Source organism: Streptomyces sp. NPDC007875, assembly GCF_042868035.1.
Lineage (GTDB): Bacteria > Actinomycetota > Actinomycetes > Streptomycetales > Streptomycetaceae > Streptomyces > Streptomyces antimycoticus.
The window spans coordinates 728,898-743,052 of the sequence record NZ_JBIADZ010000001.1; the positions used below are offsets into that span (position 1 = coordinate 728,898).

Genomic DNA, 14,155 nt, shown 5'->3' on the forward strand with positions numbered 1-14,155 from the left:
GGTTGTCCTGCGGGGGGGGGGTTTCGTTTTTTGCGGTGGTGGGGTTGGGGCGGGCAATAATGTGGGGGGGGGGGGGGTTTCTCGCCCGTTGGGGGGGGGGGCCCCGCCGGGGGGGGCCCCGCTGCCGTACCAGCCGTGGCCCGTCACCAGAGGCTGAGCAGCGCCTCCACCGAGTCCGGCCCCGAGGACTGGCCGTCCGGCAGGGCCAGCTCGAACCAGACGGTCTTGCCGAGCGGGGTCCGCCGGCTCCCCCAGCCCGCGCTGAGCAGCCCGACCAGCTGCAGCCCGCGCCCGCCCTCGTCGGTGTCCCGGGCGCGCCGCCGCCGGGGCTGGACCAGACCGCCGTCCCAGACCTCGCAGACCAGTGTGCGGTCCAGCAGCAGCCGCAGCCTGATCTCGCCCTCGCCGTACCGCAGTGCGTTGGTCACCAGCTCGCTGACCAGCAGCTCGGTGGTGTCCACCAGACCGTCCAGGCCCCAGGACTCCAGCTGCTCCCGGGCCAGTTCGCGGGCCCGGCCCACGGACTGCGGGGCGCTGGGAAGGTGCCAGTCGCCGACCGACTCGGCCGACAGGCCCTGCATCCGGGCCATCAGCAGGGCGATGTCGTCCTCTCCGTGGTGGGTGTCGAGGGTGCTCAGGACGTGGTCGCAGACGTCCTCGAGGGATCCGGCCGCGGCGTTCCCGCCGTCGGCGCCGTCAGGGGTGTCGAGGGCCGCGCGCAGGGCCTGGAGCCCCTCGTCGAGGGTGTGGTCGCGGGATTCGACCAGACCGTCCGTGTAGAGGGCCAGCAGCGCGCCGTCGGGCAGCTCGACCTCGATCTCCTCGAACGGCTCGCCGCCGACGCCGAGCGGCATACCGGGCGGGACCTCCATCAGCAGGGCGTTCTCACCCGGTTCCACCAGGACGGGGGGCGGATGCCCGGCGTTGGCGAAGGTACAGCGGCGGGTGACCGGGTCGTAGACGGCGTAGACGCAGGTGGCGAGGTAGACCTCGGTCAGGTCGGAGGAGTCCTCGGCGGCCTTGCCGCCGCGGGCGAGGGCGCGCGACCCCGGCCGCGCGCCGGCGTGCGAGCCGCCCGGTGTGCCGAGGCCGAGGGCGATCTCGTCCAGCGCGGAGAGCACCTCGGCGGGCTCCAGGTCGAGCAGGGCGAGGGTGCGTACGGCGGTACGCAGTTCGCCCATGGCCACGGCGGCGCGCAGCCCCCGCCCCATCACGTCGCCGACCACCAGCGCGGTGCGGTGCCCGGGCAGCTCGATCACGTCGAACCAGTCGCCGCCCACCTCGGTCGCCGCGTTTCCCGGCAGATAGCGGCAGGCGATGTCGAGCCCGGCGGCCTCCGGGTCGCCGGGCGGGAGCAGGCTGCGCTGCAGTATCAGCGCGCGTTCATGTTCTCTGCGGTACAACCGGGCGTTGTCGATGCTGACGGCGGCGCGGGCGGCCAGCTCGACGGCGAGCGCGCGGTCCCGTTCGCCGAAGGGCTCGCTGCCCTTGGTACGGGAGAACTGGGCCAGGCCGACGACGGTGTCGCGGGCGACCATCGGCACCACGAGGGTGGACTGCAGCATGGCGCCGAACTCCAGGCTCTCGCTGCCGTCCCGGCCGGGGACGACCCGGACCTGGGCGGTGCGCAGGGCGTGGGCGCACAGGGAGTTGAAGGGGTAGCGGTGGACCTCGCCGACCTGGATGGGCTTGGGGTCCTCGGCGGTGTTGACGCGGCAGATGTCGCCGAAGGCGACCGGGCCGTCGGAGACCGCGCTGGCGAAGGCGACGCGGCGCAACTCGGCGCTGCCGTCGGCGAGTCCGGGCGGCGTCTCGTCGCCGGAGAGCAGCCCCTGGTAGAGGTCCACGGAGGCCAGGTCGCAGAACTGCGGCACGGCCACGTCCAGCAGCTCCCGGGCGGTGGTCTCCAGATCGAGCGAGGTGCCTATTCGGGCCCCGGCCTCGTTCAGCAGCGCCAGATTGCGCCGTACGCCCGCGGCCTCCTGTTCGGCGCGGCGGCGGCCGGTGACGTCCGTGGCCAGTCCGGCGATGCCGATGGGCCGGCCGGAGCCGCTGTGCAGCCGGTAGAGCGAGACCGACCAGCGGCGGCGGTCGGTGCTGCCCGGAGTCTGGCCCATGAGCGGCATATCGGTCAGCGCCTGCCCGGAGTCCAGGACCTGGCGCAGGGCGGCGGCCAGCCGGTCGGCCTCGCCGCGCGGCAGCAGATCGTGCGGGGTCACCCCGCGGTATTCCTCGGCGGGGCGGCCGAAAACCTTCGCAAAACGCTCATTGACCCGGAGCATTCGCAGATCGGTCCCGAAGAGGAAGAAACCAAGCGGAGATTGACCGAAAACGGCCTGTGAAGACGCAAGATCGGTTTCCAGCCCGCGCAACGCACTGACGTCCACCGCGATACAGAGCGCGGCCCGCTTCCCGTGCTCATCCTGAGCGGGCATCACATAGACCTCGGCGATGCCATGTCCGCTCGGCGCCTGGGGGCTACGGTAGGGGACCAGCCCGGTCCACTCCCGGCCGTCCAGGATATCGGCGACCGCGCGATGGCCGGTCTCCTGGTACTCGGGCGGTACGAACGCCTCCACCGGATCCTTGCCGATGGCCTGGCGTGCCGTCAGCCCCAGCAATTCCGCGGCCCGTTCGCTCCACTGCGCGATCCGGCCGTCGGATCCCAGCGCGAAGGAAGCGACCTGAATGTAGTCATAGATCGAGCCGGGCGGGCTGCTCTGCCATACCGCCGACATCGAGGACATGGGCGACATGTCCGGCAGCGAAGACCCTTGTGACACCGGCGACACCTGCGAACCAACCGTCTCCTCGGGCATATCAGCCCCCGCTGGCTTCTCGCTCATGCGCCCGTCCCCTCCGGCTCAGGTGCTCCGACCGGCTCCAGATAGCCGAGTATCCAGCACTTCGGCCATCCCGAGTACGGTCTTCACGATCACAGCACTATCTCAGCCCGCCATCGGTTTCCGTCCCGGCTTTTGGTGAAGCGCTCATGATCAGCGCTCCCCCTCACTCCTAACCAGGTGGAGGCGGCTCGAACCCCATGGATTCTCCCTGTACGAGACCTCGAACAGGCCCCGCACGGGACGGCCTCAAGGGGTGCGCGGAGGGGCGCCCTCGGCGCCCTGCTCGGCACCGCGCTCGGCGCCCTGCCCGGCGCCCCCCGCCGCGCGCAGCCGGCGGACCGCCTCGGCCACCGCGGGACGGTCCTCGTCCAGCCAGTCGACCTCGTCCACCCGGTCCGGGGTGAGCCAGCGCAGCTCGTCGTGGTCCTCCAGCGGGCGCGGCTCCCCGGAGCGCAGGGCCGCGGTCCACACCCGCAGCACATAGCCGGGCTTCAAGGGCCACTCCCCCGGCAGCGGTTCGAGCGGCTCGACCTCGACCCCGAGCTCCTCGCGCAGTTCGCGGACGAGCGTCTGCGGCGGTGTCTCCCCGGGCTCGGCCTTGCCGCCGGGCAGCTCCCAGCGGCCCGCGAGCTCGGGCGGGGCGCTGCGCCGCGCGGCCAGCAGCCGCCCCCGGTCGAACACCGCTCCACCCACCACCACACGCACGCTCATGCGCCGCACCTTAGCCTGCCTGGCCTGCGCCGATACACACCAGGGCCCCGGGGCGGACGCCCCGGGGCCCTGGGAAAATGTCCGTATTCCTGCGGGCGGGCCCGGTTCTTGTCGGCCGAGCCGATTCCTGCGGCCCAGCCGATTCCTGCGGCCTAGCCGGACTGACGGGTCGCGGCGGTCCGCTCGACCACGTACAACTGCTCCTGGCCCTGGCCCTCCAGGCGGTCGGCCACCTCCTGGGCCTCCGTCCTCGTGGCGTAGCGCCCGACGCGGTAGCGGTTGCCATTGGTGTCCTGGCGGATCACGAGCCAGGGCAGCACAGCGTTCCCGTCACTCATCTCCCCGCCCTCTCCGCTGTGGCACGCCCGGGCGTACGCCCCCGCGACACCATGAAGGAAATCCCGATCCGCATATGCCCGAGCCTACGCCCTACCTTCACGCAGCGGATACGTGTTCTTACAACGAGGCACTCATCCGGCCATGTCGCAGACGTATCTCTCAGACGCGCGCGTCGGCCTTCGCCCGGTCGTCGTCCTCGCTGTCCGCACCGGCCGGGGCGGTGCCCAGCTCGCGCTCGGCCTCCAGCAGCGTCGGATTGCGCCATGCGCTGCGTACGCCCCAGACGTAGAAGGCCAGCCCGATCAGGGCGACGACCAGGATGTCCCAGCCGCCCGGCAGATAGCCGCGGCCGCCGAACTCCTTGCCACCGGCCCACGACACCGCCGCCATGACCAGCAGATACGTGACCATCCAGGCACCGGCGGCCAGATGCGGCCGAAGCTGCGCCCACGGCTTGCGCAGCTCGTACCAGGCCCAGATCGGCAGGCCGATCGCCATGATGAAGATGACCTTGCCGGTGAGCGGCCAGCGGGCCCAGTACAGCACCAGCGAGCCGAAGACCATCGCGATCGGCGCGATCACCGGCATCGCGCGCAGCTGCACCGGACGCGGCAGGTCCGGGGAGAGACGGCGCAGCGACATCACGGCGACCGGACCGGTGATGTACGAGATCACGGTCGCGACGGAGACGATCTCGGCCAGCGAGCCCCAGCCGCGGAAGACCGCGAGGAAGATGAAGGCGATCACCAGGTTGAGCAGCAGCGCCGGGCGCGGAATGCCGGTCTTGGGGTCGACCTTGCCGAAGATCCCCGGCAGATGGCCGTTCTCCTGGACGCCCTGGATCATGCGGGAGGTGGTGGCCGCGTAGATCATGCCGGTGCCGGACGGGGAGACGAAGGCGTCGGCGTACAGCAGCATCGCCAGCCAGTTCAGGCCCCAGGCCAGGGACAGATCGGCGAGCGGGGAGTTGAAGGAGAGCCCGGACCAGCCGCCGTGCTGCAGATCCGCGGCAGGGACGGCGGTCAGGAAGGCGATCTGCAGCGCGACGTAGATCACCAGCGAGATGAGGATCGAGCTGATGACGGCCTTGGGCAGCGACTTCCCGGGATTGCGGGCCTCACCCGCCATGTTGAGCGGTGACTGGAAGCCGTTGTAGGCCCAGACGATGCCGGAGACGGCGACCGCGGTGAACACGGAGCTCCACCCGTTGGGGGTGAAGCCGCCGTGGTCGGTGACATTGCCGGTGTCGAAGTGCGACAGCAGCAGGGCCCCTGCGGTCAGGGTCGGCACGACCACCTTGAAGACGGTGATCGCGGTGTTGGTCTTCGCGAAGAGGGTGATCGCGAACCAGTTGAGGAAGAAGTAGAAGAGCAGCAGCACGGATGCGAGCGCGACACCGCTGCCGGTCAGCTCCTTCCCGTCGTAGAGCGCCTTGGCCCAGCCGAAGTCCCAGGAGCTCATGTACTGCACGGAGGCCGTGGCCTCACCCGGGATCACGGAGACGATGGCGATCCAGTTGGCCCAGGCGGCCAGATATCCGGCCAGCGAGCCGTGGGAGTACTGGCCGTACCGGACCATGCCGCCGGCCTTCGGGAACATCGAACCCAGCTCGGAGTAGGTCAGGGCGATGGTCAGGGCGACGGCGGCGCCGATCACCCAGGCCAGGATGGCGGCGGGTCCGGCCAGCGCGGCGGCGCGCTCGGCGCCGAAGAGCCAGCCGGAACCGATGATCGACCCGAGCCCCACGGCGGTGAGGGCCACCGGTCCGAGTGACCTTCGATAATGCGAGTGGGAACCCTGCTCCGTGCTCAACGTTCCTGGCACTCCCTTCGCCCCCCCGACGACCGGACACAAACCGGTCCATCGTAAGAGCGAAATGGATGATCGCCTTCCAGTAACCCCTTTCACCTGCGCTGATGTGAGTTTTGCAACAGCGGACGCCGGAACCGGGCTCAGGTGCCGTGGGCGGAAACCGGCTCAGGCGCCGGTGGCCGGCCCCGGGCTCAGGGGCCGTGGCCGTGAGCGGGGTCCACCCTCAGATGCCGGTGGTTGACCCCGTACGCACGCTGGGAAGCGGCATCAGCACCGGCTCACCCGTGGGCGCCTTACGGCAGACATCCCCGCACTCGGCGTCCAATGAGCAGCACAGCGAGCAGACGGCCCCCGCCCGCACCGGGCAGTCGGCGATGTCCGGCAGTTCGTAGGCCGTCTCGCACGAGGCGCAGAGGTGGGTGGCGGTGATGTCCGGGACCTCGGCGCCGGGCCCGTTCACCGGGTTCTGCCGGGCCAGGTAGTAGCGGCCCCCGGTGAGCCAGGCCAGCAGCGGGCAGAGCACCAGCGCCAGACCGCAGGCGATGAAGGTCGAGAACGCCTCGGCCACCTCCCCGAAGGCCCCGAAGAAGGCGACGATCGAGACCGTCGAGGCGATCACCATCGCACCGAATCCGGCGGGGTTCACCGGATGCAGATAGGCCCGCTTGAACTCGATGTACTTCGGGCTCAGCCCGAGCGGCTTGTTGATGACCAGATCGGCGGCGACGGCGGCGATCCAGGCGATGCCGACGTTGGAGTAGAAGCCCAGCAGCTTGTTGAGCGCCGCGAACATGTTCATCTCCATGAGCGCCAGCGCGATGGCGAGGTTGAGGAAGATGTACCAGACCCGGCCGGGGTGGCGGTGGGTGACCCGGGAGAAGAAGTTGGACCAGGACAGCGAGCCGCTATAGGCATTGGTCACATTGATCTTGATCTGGGAGACCACCACGAAGAGCGCGGCGGCGGGCAGCGCGACCGACCCCAGCCAGGGCTTCAGCGCCTCGATCTGCGGGGCGATCGGCTCCAGCGCATGGGTCTTACCAACCGCGCCGAGCGCCACGAACGCGAGGAAGGCGCCGCCGATCTGCTTGGCCGCGCCGATGACCACCCAGCCGGGGCCGGCGGCCAGGACCGCCAGATTCCAACGCCGCCGGTTCTCCTCGGTCTTCGCGGGCATGAACCGCAGATAGTCGGCCTGCTCACCGATCTGCGCGATCAGCGAGAGCGCGACGCCGGTGCCCAGGCCGTACCCGATCCAGTCGAAACCGGAGCCCGCGCCCTCGGTCCCGCCGAAGGAGGCGAACGCGCCCCAGGAGTCCGGCGCTTCGAAGGCCAGCACCACAAACGGCAGGGCGAGCCCGATCAGCCAGACCGGCTGGGTCCACGCCTGCACCTTGGCGAGCGCGCCCATGCCGCGGAAGACGATCGGGATCACGATGAGGGTGGTCAGCAGATAGCCGACCGGCAGCGGGATATGGAGAGCCTGATGCATGGCCTGCGCCATGATCGAGCCCTCCAGCGCGAAGAAGATGAAGGTGAAGCTGGCGTAGATCAGCGAGGTCAGCGTCGAGCCGAAGTACCCGAATCCGGCACCGCGGGTGATCAGGTCCATGTCCAGGCCGTAGGTCGCACAGGCACGGGCGATGGGGATGCCGGTCAGGAAGATGATCGTCGCCGCGGTGAGGATCGAGGCGATCCCGCTGGTGAAGCCGTAGGTGAAGACGATGGACGCGCCGATGGCGAAGTCCGCGAGATAGGCGATCCCGCCGAGCGCCGTGGAGGCGACCATGGTCGGCGACCAGCGGCGGTAGGAGTGGGGTGCGTAGCGCAGCGAGTAGTCCTCGCGGCTCTCGTCCGCCGCGAGCCTGGCGTAGCCGCGCCGCGGGGCGGCTGCCGCGGACGCTCCCGCCTCGGGTGTGACCGTATCGACCGTGCCGACCGCATCGACCGTATCCGTCATACCGGCTTCCCCTGTCGCTCGGGCCGTTCCGTTACGAACCAGGAAGCTAGAAGCCGCAGGTGACGGGCGGCCGCGGTGCGGCATTGCCGGGCCGTTACGGCGGCGGGGAGGCGGTTAACTCGCGGTAAGACGTGCCGGGACGGGCCGCCCGACTATCGGTGAGCGCCGATGGGAACGGCGAACGGTGACAGGGCCGTGAGCACCAGCGCGGGCGATGGGCACCGACGGAGACGCCGAGCACCCACGGGCCGAACGAAAGATCACTTCACCGGCAGCCGATAGGCGACCCGATAACGCTCGGCGAGCACGACCACATCGGCGGTCTCGACCGGACGGCCGCCCGCGAAGTACGTACGCGAGGTGACCAGCACCCAGTGCCCCGGCACCCCGCCGAGCGCCAGCACCTCCTCGGCCCGGCCGGGGCGCGCGCCGACCTCCTCCGCCACGTTGTCCACCACCAGATCGAGGGCGGCCATCCGGTCGACGACCCCGCGCCCGGCCAGGGGCCCCTCCTCGGGCAGCATCACGGGCGTACGACCGGTGACGGCGAGCGGCTCCCAGGAGGTGGAGAGCATGACCGCCTCCCCCTGCGACTGGAAGACATAGCGGGTGCGCATCACCCGCTCCCCCACGTCGATCCCCAGCCGCCCGGCGGTCTCCGCCCCGGCCTCCTCCTGCTCACTGTGGGCGTCCCAGCTCCCGATGACCCGCTCATCGGCCTGCTCCTGCCGGAACGGCGTGGCCTCCCCAGCGGTATGAAACCCACCCCGGAAAACCCGCCGCGGCACAGGCTGGGCCCGCACATACGTCCCCGACCCCGACCGCCCCTCGACCAGCCCCTCGGCCATCAGCACCTTGCGAGCCTCGAGGGCGACGGTGTCCGAAACCCCGTACTCTTCCCGGATCCTGGCCTGAGAGGGGAGACGCGCATGCGGTGGCAGCTCACCCCCGGCGATCTTCTTCCGCAGATCGTCGGCGACGCGGAGGTATGCGGGCTGGTCACCAAAGGCCACGTGCACTCCCTGGGTTGACAGTCGGCAACAGCTTGGCAACCCAGCGTTGTCGATTGCAACTCAAGGCCATAGCTTCACTAGAAGTGGTGAACTGCAGCTCAGAGACGTTTAACTCGCTCAAAGCCCACCGAGCTGCCCAACCCCGGCCCTTGCCCCGCCCTTTGCAACCGCGACGCGCTGTCGCCCCGTCAGCTCACACTCTTCTCGATCGCTCGAAGATGTCCGCGTCCGTCTCCTGCTGCCAGTCGGGGAGATCGGCCCAGTCGGCCACGTACCCCGGTTTCGGGTCCTCGAAGTGCCGGTACATCTGCGCGATCCAGCATGTCGCGACGAGCCGGCCCTTCTGCTCACGCGTCAGACGCGAGGAATGCCCACCACTCAGCTCGAGGAACTGACGCACCTGCTCATAGACCGCACCGGCAGCCTCCCGGTAGCGACCTTCGTACACACCAACGTACGCATGTCGGGTAAGAGCGCAGGCCCAGAGGTCAAAGGCCCCCGCGTCCTTACTGGCCGACGCCGCCAACGTGTACGAAGCCGCAGCATCGGTGTACCGGTTGCTGTCGAAAGCCAGCTCGCCCGCAAGCTGAAAAAGGTCGCCCGCCGCACCGCACAAGGCACGTGTCTCCTTGTCCGAGCGGCCGCCCAGGGCGCTCGTGAGCCCCGTGAGCTGATCGCGAACGATCGGGCGGACAGATCCCTTGGCACGTGCAAGCTGATACACCTGCCACAGGTGACCATTCATTCGGAGGAAGTCTTCGGAAGCTCGACGGTGGACCCTTCTGCGAGAGCTTCCGATTCCTCCGCAGAGAGGGCGGTCAAGGCCCCGGCAACCGTAATTATGCGGAAAAACTCGCGCCGAATCATGTCGTCGATATCCCCTGAGCCATAGCTGTCCCTGAAGACGACCCTGCGGACTCCGGGAGCGTTGCCGGGGACCCGGTTACCAGGGCGTCTAATTCAGCAAGGTCTAATTGCAACGCCGCTGCGTACTTTTGGCGCAACGACGGTTGGATCTCGGTTTCACCGCTCTCCCAACGGCCAACCGTGGTGCGGTCGACACCGAGCACATGAGCGAGCCCTTCTTGACTGTAACCCAGCGCTTTCCGCCGTTCAGCGAGTCCCACGACACCTCCCTACCCCACCCCGCCGACCGCCACTCGGCGGTCCCGCACGCCGTGCACGCTTCTGCATCGAGGCTGCCGCATGGATGCCGTGGAGCGCACCGGCGCGGAGCGGTTCTCTTGACGTTGTCAGCATCACCAACCGGCGCGAACCATCACGGGATGCGGTCGTGATGGCGAATGGCCAGATCGCTCGGCCTCAATGTCATGGGCTGGGTGGTCCACCGTCCCGGAGGCACCCCAGTGAGCACGCCACTCATTTCCTGTGGTTGGACCTGACGCGCAAATGCCAACTCGCCTGCGGCCACTGCTTCAACAGCTCGGGCCCGGACGGAACGCACGGCGCCATGACGCGTGAGGACTGGTTTACTGTTCTCGACCAGGGAGCCGGGTGTGGCGTACGCCGTGTGCAGTTGATCGGAGGCGAGCCGACGATGCACCCGGACGGTCCGGCCATCGTCGAACGGGCGCTGTCCCTGGGCCTCGGCATCGAGGTCTACAGCAATCTCGTGCACGTCTCGGACAAGTGGTGGGAACTGCTCGGGCGCAAGGGAGTCTCCGTGGCGACGTCGTACTACTCGGATCGGGCCGTTGAGCACAACGCGATGACCGGTCGCCCCAGCCACACCCGCACCCTGGCCAACATCAAGAAAGCCTTACGGCTCGGCATTTCCGTGCGTGTCGGGATCGTCGCTGCCTCCGAGGACAGCGTGTCGAGGCGGCGCGGAGGGAGCTCGAAGCACTCGGGGTGAAGCGCATCGGCCTGGATCACGTGCGCCCCTTCGGGAGGGGAGCGCACGGGCAGGCTCCAGAGCCCTCCGGCCTGTGCGGACGATGCGGCATCGGCAAGGCTTCCGTCGGCCCGGACGGCAACGTGTCCCCGTGCGTATTCTCCGCCGACACAATGGGCGTCGGAAACGTCCGGCGCTCCCCGCTGGCCGCTATTCTCAGCGGTCCCGTCATGGCCGAAGCACGCGCGTCCATTCGTGGCGCGGTCGCGAAAGGTGAGGACGAGGACGACGACGAATGCGACCCCGTGGGAGACGGGGAATGCTCCCCCGGATATCCGAGCAGCTCATGCAGCCCGAGGAACTGATGGACAACGACTCGCCCCATGCTGAAGCGCTGTGGGCGCTGGTGCGCCCGCACACCGGCGCACAACACGAGGTCCAACCCGCCTCGCGGGGAAACGGCTCGGACGTCACCGCCATCGTCAGGTGTGAACACGGCCCGGTCTTCATCAAAGCGTGCCGCAACCAGTCACGCGGCCGACGCGCTTCCATGGTCCGGGAGCGACTGGTCAATCCCTTGGTGCGGGCTGTCTCGCCGAAGCCGTGGTGGCACGCCGAGGACGAGGCGTGGACCGCACTCGGCTTCGAGGTCCTGGAAGGACGATCGTCGGACTTCACACAGGACTCGCCCGACCTTCCCGTGGTGGTCGACCTCCTCGACCGGATCGGGGGCCTCCGACTGCCGGCTGAGGCATACGACTGGCCGGAGACCCGCTGGAACCGGTTCGCCGGCGAGGGGGACGCCAAGCTGTTCAAAGGCGAGACGCTTCTCTTCACCGACGTCAACCCGGACAACTTCATGATCGGGAAGGGGCGAGCCTGGGCGGTGGACTGGTCGTTGCCCACCCGCGGGGCGGGGTTCATCGACCCCGCGTGCCTCGTCGTGCAGCTCATCGCAGCCGGACACTCCGCCGAGGAGGCCGAGATATGGGTGTCTGAGTGCAAGGCGTGGATGAACGCGGACGCAGCCGCCATCGACGCTTTCGCCGCGGCCACCCTCCGCATGAGCGTGTCACATGCGGACCGGCACCCCGACGCGGCCTGGTTGGCGGACATGGCCGACGCAGCACGGGCGTGGGCTGCCCACCGAGGTGTGTCCGAGAGGTCACGCTGATCGTGCAGGCGGCGCGGGGCCGGTCCTGATGTCCGCCGGGCGGGCCCTGGATCTCCGCCGGGCGGGCCCCGGCGACCGTTACTCTCCTGAAAGCAGCCGCCGAAGCGAGGGACCGCGATGGACGACGAACCGCTCGCCTCGGAGCCCCACCGCGTGGCGCCCCGGCCCGTTCGCCGCATCTCGCGGGTGCTGCCCGGCGTGCTGCTGGCGCTGTGCGTCGCGGGCTGCACCGGTGACTCCGGGGCGCGGAGCGCGGCCGGGGCGTCCGGTGCCGGAGCGGGCACCGCGGGGGTCGGCGACACGCTCTTCCCCCGGCTCGGCAACGGCGGCTACGACGTGCGGAGCTACCGTCTGGCCCTCGACTACACACCCGGCACCCGCCACCTGCAGGGCACCGCCCGGATCACCGCCCGCGCGGACCGGGCCCTGCACTCCTTCCACCTCGACCTCGCCGGGCTGCGCGTCCGTAAGGCCACGGTGAACGGCCGCCCCGCCAAGGCCGCCCGCAGCGGCACCGAGCTGGTCCTCACCCCCGCCTCGGCCCTCCCCAAGGGCCACACCTTCACGGCCACCGTCGTCTACGACGGCAAGCCGAAAACCCTCACCGGCGAGGACACCGGGAAGGAGGGATGGATCCGCACCGACGACGGCGCCGTGGCGCTCGGCGAGCCGACCGGCTCCATGACCTGGTTCCCCGGCAACCACCACCCCTCCGACAAGGCCGCCTACGACATCGCCGTCACCGTTCCCGAGGGCTACACCGCCGTCTCCAACGGAGAGCCGAAGGGCCGGCAGACCCGCGACCGCCACACCACCTTCCGGTGGCACATGGGCGAGCCCATGGCGAGCTATCTGGCCACCGTCGCCATCGGCCGCTTCGGCGTCCGCACCACGGCCACCGGCAAGGGCCTGCCCGTCTACGTCGCCGTCGACCCCACCGAGGCCGAACGCGCCAAGAACATCACCGCCCAGGTCGACGACGTCATCACCTGGGAGACCCGCACCTTCGGCCCGTACCCCTTCTCCTCCACCGGCGCGGTCGTCGACCACCTCCCCGGCCTCGGCTACGCCCTGGAGACCCAGACCAAGCCGTACTTCGACGCGGCCCCGGACAAGGCGCTCGTCGTGCACGAGCTCGCCCACCAGTGGTTCGGCGACTCGGTCACGCCCCGGGTCTGGAAGGACATGTGGCTCAACGAGGGCTTCGCGACCTACGCCGAGTGGCTGTGGGAGGAGGACCACGACGGCCGCACCGCCCAGCAGATCTTCGACGACTTCTACGACGGCACCGACGACGAGAGCGAGGGCATCTGGGACTTCCCGCCCGCCAACCCCCCGAGCGTCGCCAGCGTCTCCGACCCGCCCGTCTACGGCCGCGGCGCGATGGTGCTGCACCAGCTCCGCGGGGCCGTCGGCGACAAGACCTTCTTCTCCATCCTCCGCACGTGGCTCAAGGACCACCGGCACGGCAACGCGGACACAAAGCAGTTCATCGAGCTGTGCGAACGCACGTCGGGGAAGGACCTGACCCGCCTCTTCGACGTCTGGCTGTACGGCGAGGGCAAGCCGAAGAAGCCGTGACGGCTGCGGGCGGCCCGGGACCGATGTCCTTCCACGTGGCTACGGTCGAGCCATGACCACCCCGCCCGCCTGGATGCGACCGCCCCGCCCGGAAGGCTGGTTCGCGGAGGACCTGGACCGCCTCCCCGAGGCGCCGCGCCACACCGAGCTGATCGACGGAACTCTCGTCTTCAGGATGTCGCCCCAGCGGTGGCGGCACAGCCGACTCGTCACCACCCTGACCGCCGCGCTGACGTGCCGACCGGTGCCTACGCCCCCGCCGGAATCTTCCGGGCAGAGACGACCGGCCGGTCGGGCCTCCAGTCAGTAGTGGTAACGAGCCGCGAGGATCACGATCTCCTTGTCCGTGACCAGGTAGACCAAGCGGTGCTCGTCGTCGATCCGCCTCGACCACGCTCCGGGCAAGTGGTACTCGAGCGGCTCGGGCTTGCCGATCCCCGCGAAGGGGTCGCGCTTGACGTCCTCGATGAGCCTGTTGATCCGAGCCGGCATCTTGCGATCGTTCTTGAGCCAGGACGCGTAGTCCTCCCAGCCCTGATCCTCGAAGACAAGCCTCACGCAGCGCCCTCGCCGGCCGCATCCGGCGAGTCGGGGTCGATCAGCTCCCGCTCCGACACGTTGATGTTGCCCAGCGCGTTCTCGTATGCCTTGAGCAGTCGGCGTGCGTTCGCCGGCGAGCGCAACAGGTACGAGCCCTCGCGCAGCGCCGCGTAGTCCTCGGCCGAGACAAGTACGGCGTTGCCATGCTTGGAAACGATCTCGATTGCCTCGTGATCGTCGTTGACCTTCTTGATCAGCGGAAAGAGAGCCTTGCGGGCTTCGCTCGCAGTTATGGACATGACCTGCCCCTTTCCGACAGTGGTA

14 protein-coding genes and 1 pseudogene are annotated in these 14,155 nt (G+C 69.4%); 5 read left to right on the plus strand and 10 right to left on the minus strand.

Features of this window, described 5'->3' with window-relative positions:
• Window positions 1–143: 143 nt before the first annotated feature.
• The 8 genes from ACFYOY_RS03130 to ACFYOY_RS03165 form a co-directional block, all read right to left on the minus strand.
• Complete coding sequence (locus ACFYOY_RS03130) at window positions 144–2,846, minus strand: SpoIIE family protein phosphatase (RefSeq protein ID WP_388584427.1); 2,703 nt, start codon at window positions 2,844–2,846, stop codon at window positions 144–146.
• A gap of 246 nt (window positions 2,847–3,092) precedes the next feature.
• Window positions 3,093–3,557, minus strand: a complete 465-nt coding sequence (locus ACFYOY_RS03135; RefSeq protein ID WP_351900302.1) for a (deoxy)nucleoside triphosphate pyrophosphohydrolase — start codon at window positions 3,555–3,557, stop codon at window positions 3,093–3,095.
• A 152-nt stretch (window positions 3,558–3,709) separates the two neighbouring features.
• Window positions 3,710–3,895: an SPOR domain-containing protein gene (locus ACFYOY_RS03140; protein ID WP_078643335.1), complete on the minus strand. Its 186-nt coding sequence runs from the start codon at window positions 3,893–3,895 to the stop codon at window positions 3,710–3,712.
• A gap of 160 nt (window positions 3,896–4,055) precedes the next feature.
• Window positions 4,056–5,708: an APC family permease gene (locus ACFYOY_RS03145; RefSeq protein ID WP_351900305.1), complete on the minus strand. Its 1,653-nt coding sequence runs from the start codon at window positions 5,706–5,708 to the stop codon at window positions 4,056–4,058.
• 223 nt (window positions 5,709–5,931) lie between these two features.
• On the minus strand, window positions 5,932–7,668 hold the full coding sequence (locus tag ACFYOY_RS03150) for a hypothetical protein (protein WP_351900306.1): 1,737 nt from the start codon (window positions 7,666–7,668) through the stop codon (window positions 5,932–5,934).
• 260 nt (window positions 7,669–7,928) lie between these two features.
• Window positions 7,929–8,681: a GntR family transcriptional regulator gene (locus ACFYOY_RS03155; protein WP_351900308.1), complete on the minus strand. Its 753-nt coding sequence runs from the start codon at window positions 8,679–8,681 to the stop codon at window positions 7,929–7,931.
• Window positions 8,682–8,874: 193 nt separating this feature from the next.
• Window positions 8,875–9,207, minus strand: coding sequence for a hypothetical protein (locus ACFYOY_RS03160; protein ID WP_388584594.1), 333 nt, complete (start codon window positions 9,205–9,207; stop codon window positions 8,875–8,877).
• Window positions 9,208–9,544: 337 nt separating this feature from the next.
• A complete protein-coding gene (locus ACFYOY_RS03165) occupies window positions 9,545–9,808 on the minus strand; it encodes a helix-turn-helix transcriptional regulator (RefSeq protein ID WP_388584432.1) in 264 nt (87 codons plus the stop codon).
• Window positions 9,809–9,978: 170 nt separating this feature from the next.
• Here ACFYOY_RS03165 and ACFYOY_RS03170 point away from each other — a divergent pair, with 170 nt between their 5' ends.
• The 5 genes and pseudogenes from ACFYOY_RS03170 to ACFYOY_RS03190 all read left to right on the plus strand — a co-directional run.
• A complete protein-coding gene (locus tag ACFYOY_RS03170) occupies window positions 9,979–10,557 on the plus strand; it encodes a radical SAM protein (protein WP_351900600.1) in 579 nt (192 codons plus the stop codon).
• A 122-nt stretch (window positions 10,558–10,679) separates the two neighbouring features.
• Complete coding sequence (locus tag ACFYOY_RS03175; RefSeq protein WP_388584598.1) at window positions 10,680–10,901, plus strand: hypothetical protein; 222 nt, start codon at window positions 10,680–10,682, stop codon at window positions 10,899–10,901.
• Window positions 10,856–11,710: a phosphotransferase gene (locus tag ACFYOY_RS03180; RefSeq protein ID WP_351900312.1), complete on the plus strand. Its 855-nt coding sequence runs from the start codon at window positions 10,856–10,858 to the stop codon at window positions 11,708–11,710. The genes ACFYOY_RS03175 and ACFYOY_RS03180 overlap by 46 nt, the downstream gene beginning before the upstream one ends.
• Before the next feature lie 117 nt (window positions 11,711–11,827).
• The gene (locus ACFYOY_RS03185) at window positions 11,828–13,291 is read left to right on the plus strand and encodes a M1 family metallopeptidase (RefSeq protein WP_388584435.1); all 1,464 of its coding nucleotides are present in this window, start codon (window positions 11,828–11,830) and stop codon (window positions 13,289–13,291) included.
• A 52-nt stretch (window positions 13,292–13,343) separates the two neighbouring features.
• Window positions 13,344–13,523, plus strand: a pseudogene (locus tag ACFYOY_RS03190) (Uma2 family endonuclease); the annotation flags it as partial.
• Between the two features lie 71 nt (window positions 13,524–13,594).
• On the opposite strand, the gene ACFYOY_RS03195 reads toward ACFYOY_RS03190, so the two are convergent.
• Together ACFYOY_RS03195 and ACFYOY_RS03200 are read right to left on the minus strand one after the other, a co-directional pair.
• Window positions 13,595–13,849 carry a Txe/YoeB family addiction module toxin gene (locus ACFYOY_RS03195; protein ID WP_351900316.1) on the minus strand — a complete coding sequence of 85 codons (255 nt, stop codon included), beginning with the start codon at window positions 13,847–13,849 and terminating at the stop codon, window positions 13,595–13,597.
• A complete protein-coding gene (locus tag ACFYOY_RS03200; RefSeq protein ID WP_137967267.1) occupies window positions 13,846–14,130 on the minus strand; it encodes a type II toxin-antitoxin system Phd/YefM family antitoxin in 285 nt (94 codons plus the stop codon). Before ACFYOY_RS03200 ends, ACFYOY_RS03195 begins: the two co-directional genes overlap by 4 nt.
• Window positions 14,131–14,155: the final 25 nt, after the last annotated feature.

Excerpts from the sequence above, each read along its gene's own strand:
- ACFYOY_RS03180 (WP_351900312.1), top strand. The coding sequence starts at position 10,856 with ATGCTCCCCCGGATATCCGAGCAGCTCATGCAGCCCGAGGAACTGATG.
- ACFYOY_RS03150 (WP_351900306.1), bottom strand. The coding sequence starts at position 7,668 with ATGACGGATACGGTCGATGCGGTCGGCACGGTCGATACGGTCACACCC.
- ACFYOY_RS03170 (WP_351900600.1), top strand. The coding sequence starts at position 9,979 with ATGGCGAATGGCCAGATCGCTCGGCCTCAATGTCATGGGCTGGGTGGT.
- ACFYOY_RS03200 (WP_137967267.1), bottom strand. The coding sequence starts at position 14,130 with ATGTCCATAACTGCGAGCGAAGCCCGCAAGGCTCTCTTTCCGCTGATC.
- ACFYOY_RS03135 (WP_351900302.1), bottom strand. The coding sequence starts at position 3,557 with ATGAGCGTGCGTGTGGTGGTGGGTGGAGCGGTGTTCGACCGGGGGCGG.
- ACFYOY_RS03130 (WP_388584427.1), bottom strand. The coding sequence starts at position 2,846 with ATGAGCGAGAAGCCAGCGGGGGCTGATATGCCCGAGGAGACGGTTGGT.
- ACFYOY_RS03140 (WP_078643335.1), bottom strand. The coding sequence starts at position 3,895 with ATGAGTGACGGGAACGCTGTGCTGCCCTGGCTCGTGATCCGCCAGGAC.
- ACFYOY_RS03185 (WP_388584435.1), top strand. The coding sequence starts at position 11,828 with ATGGACGACGAACCGCTCGCCTCGGAGCCCCACCGCGTGGCGCCCCGG.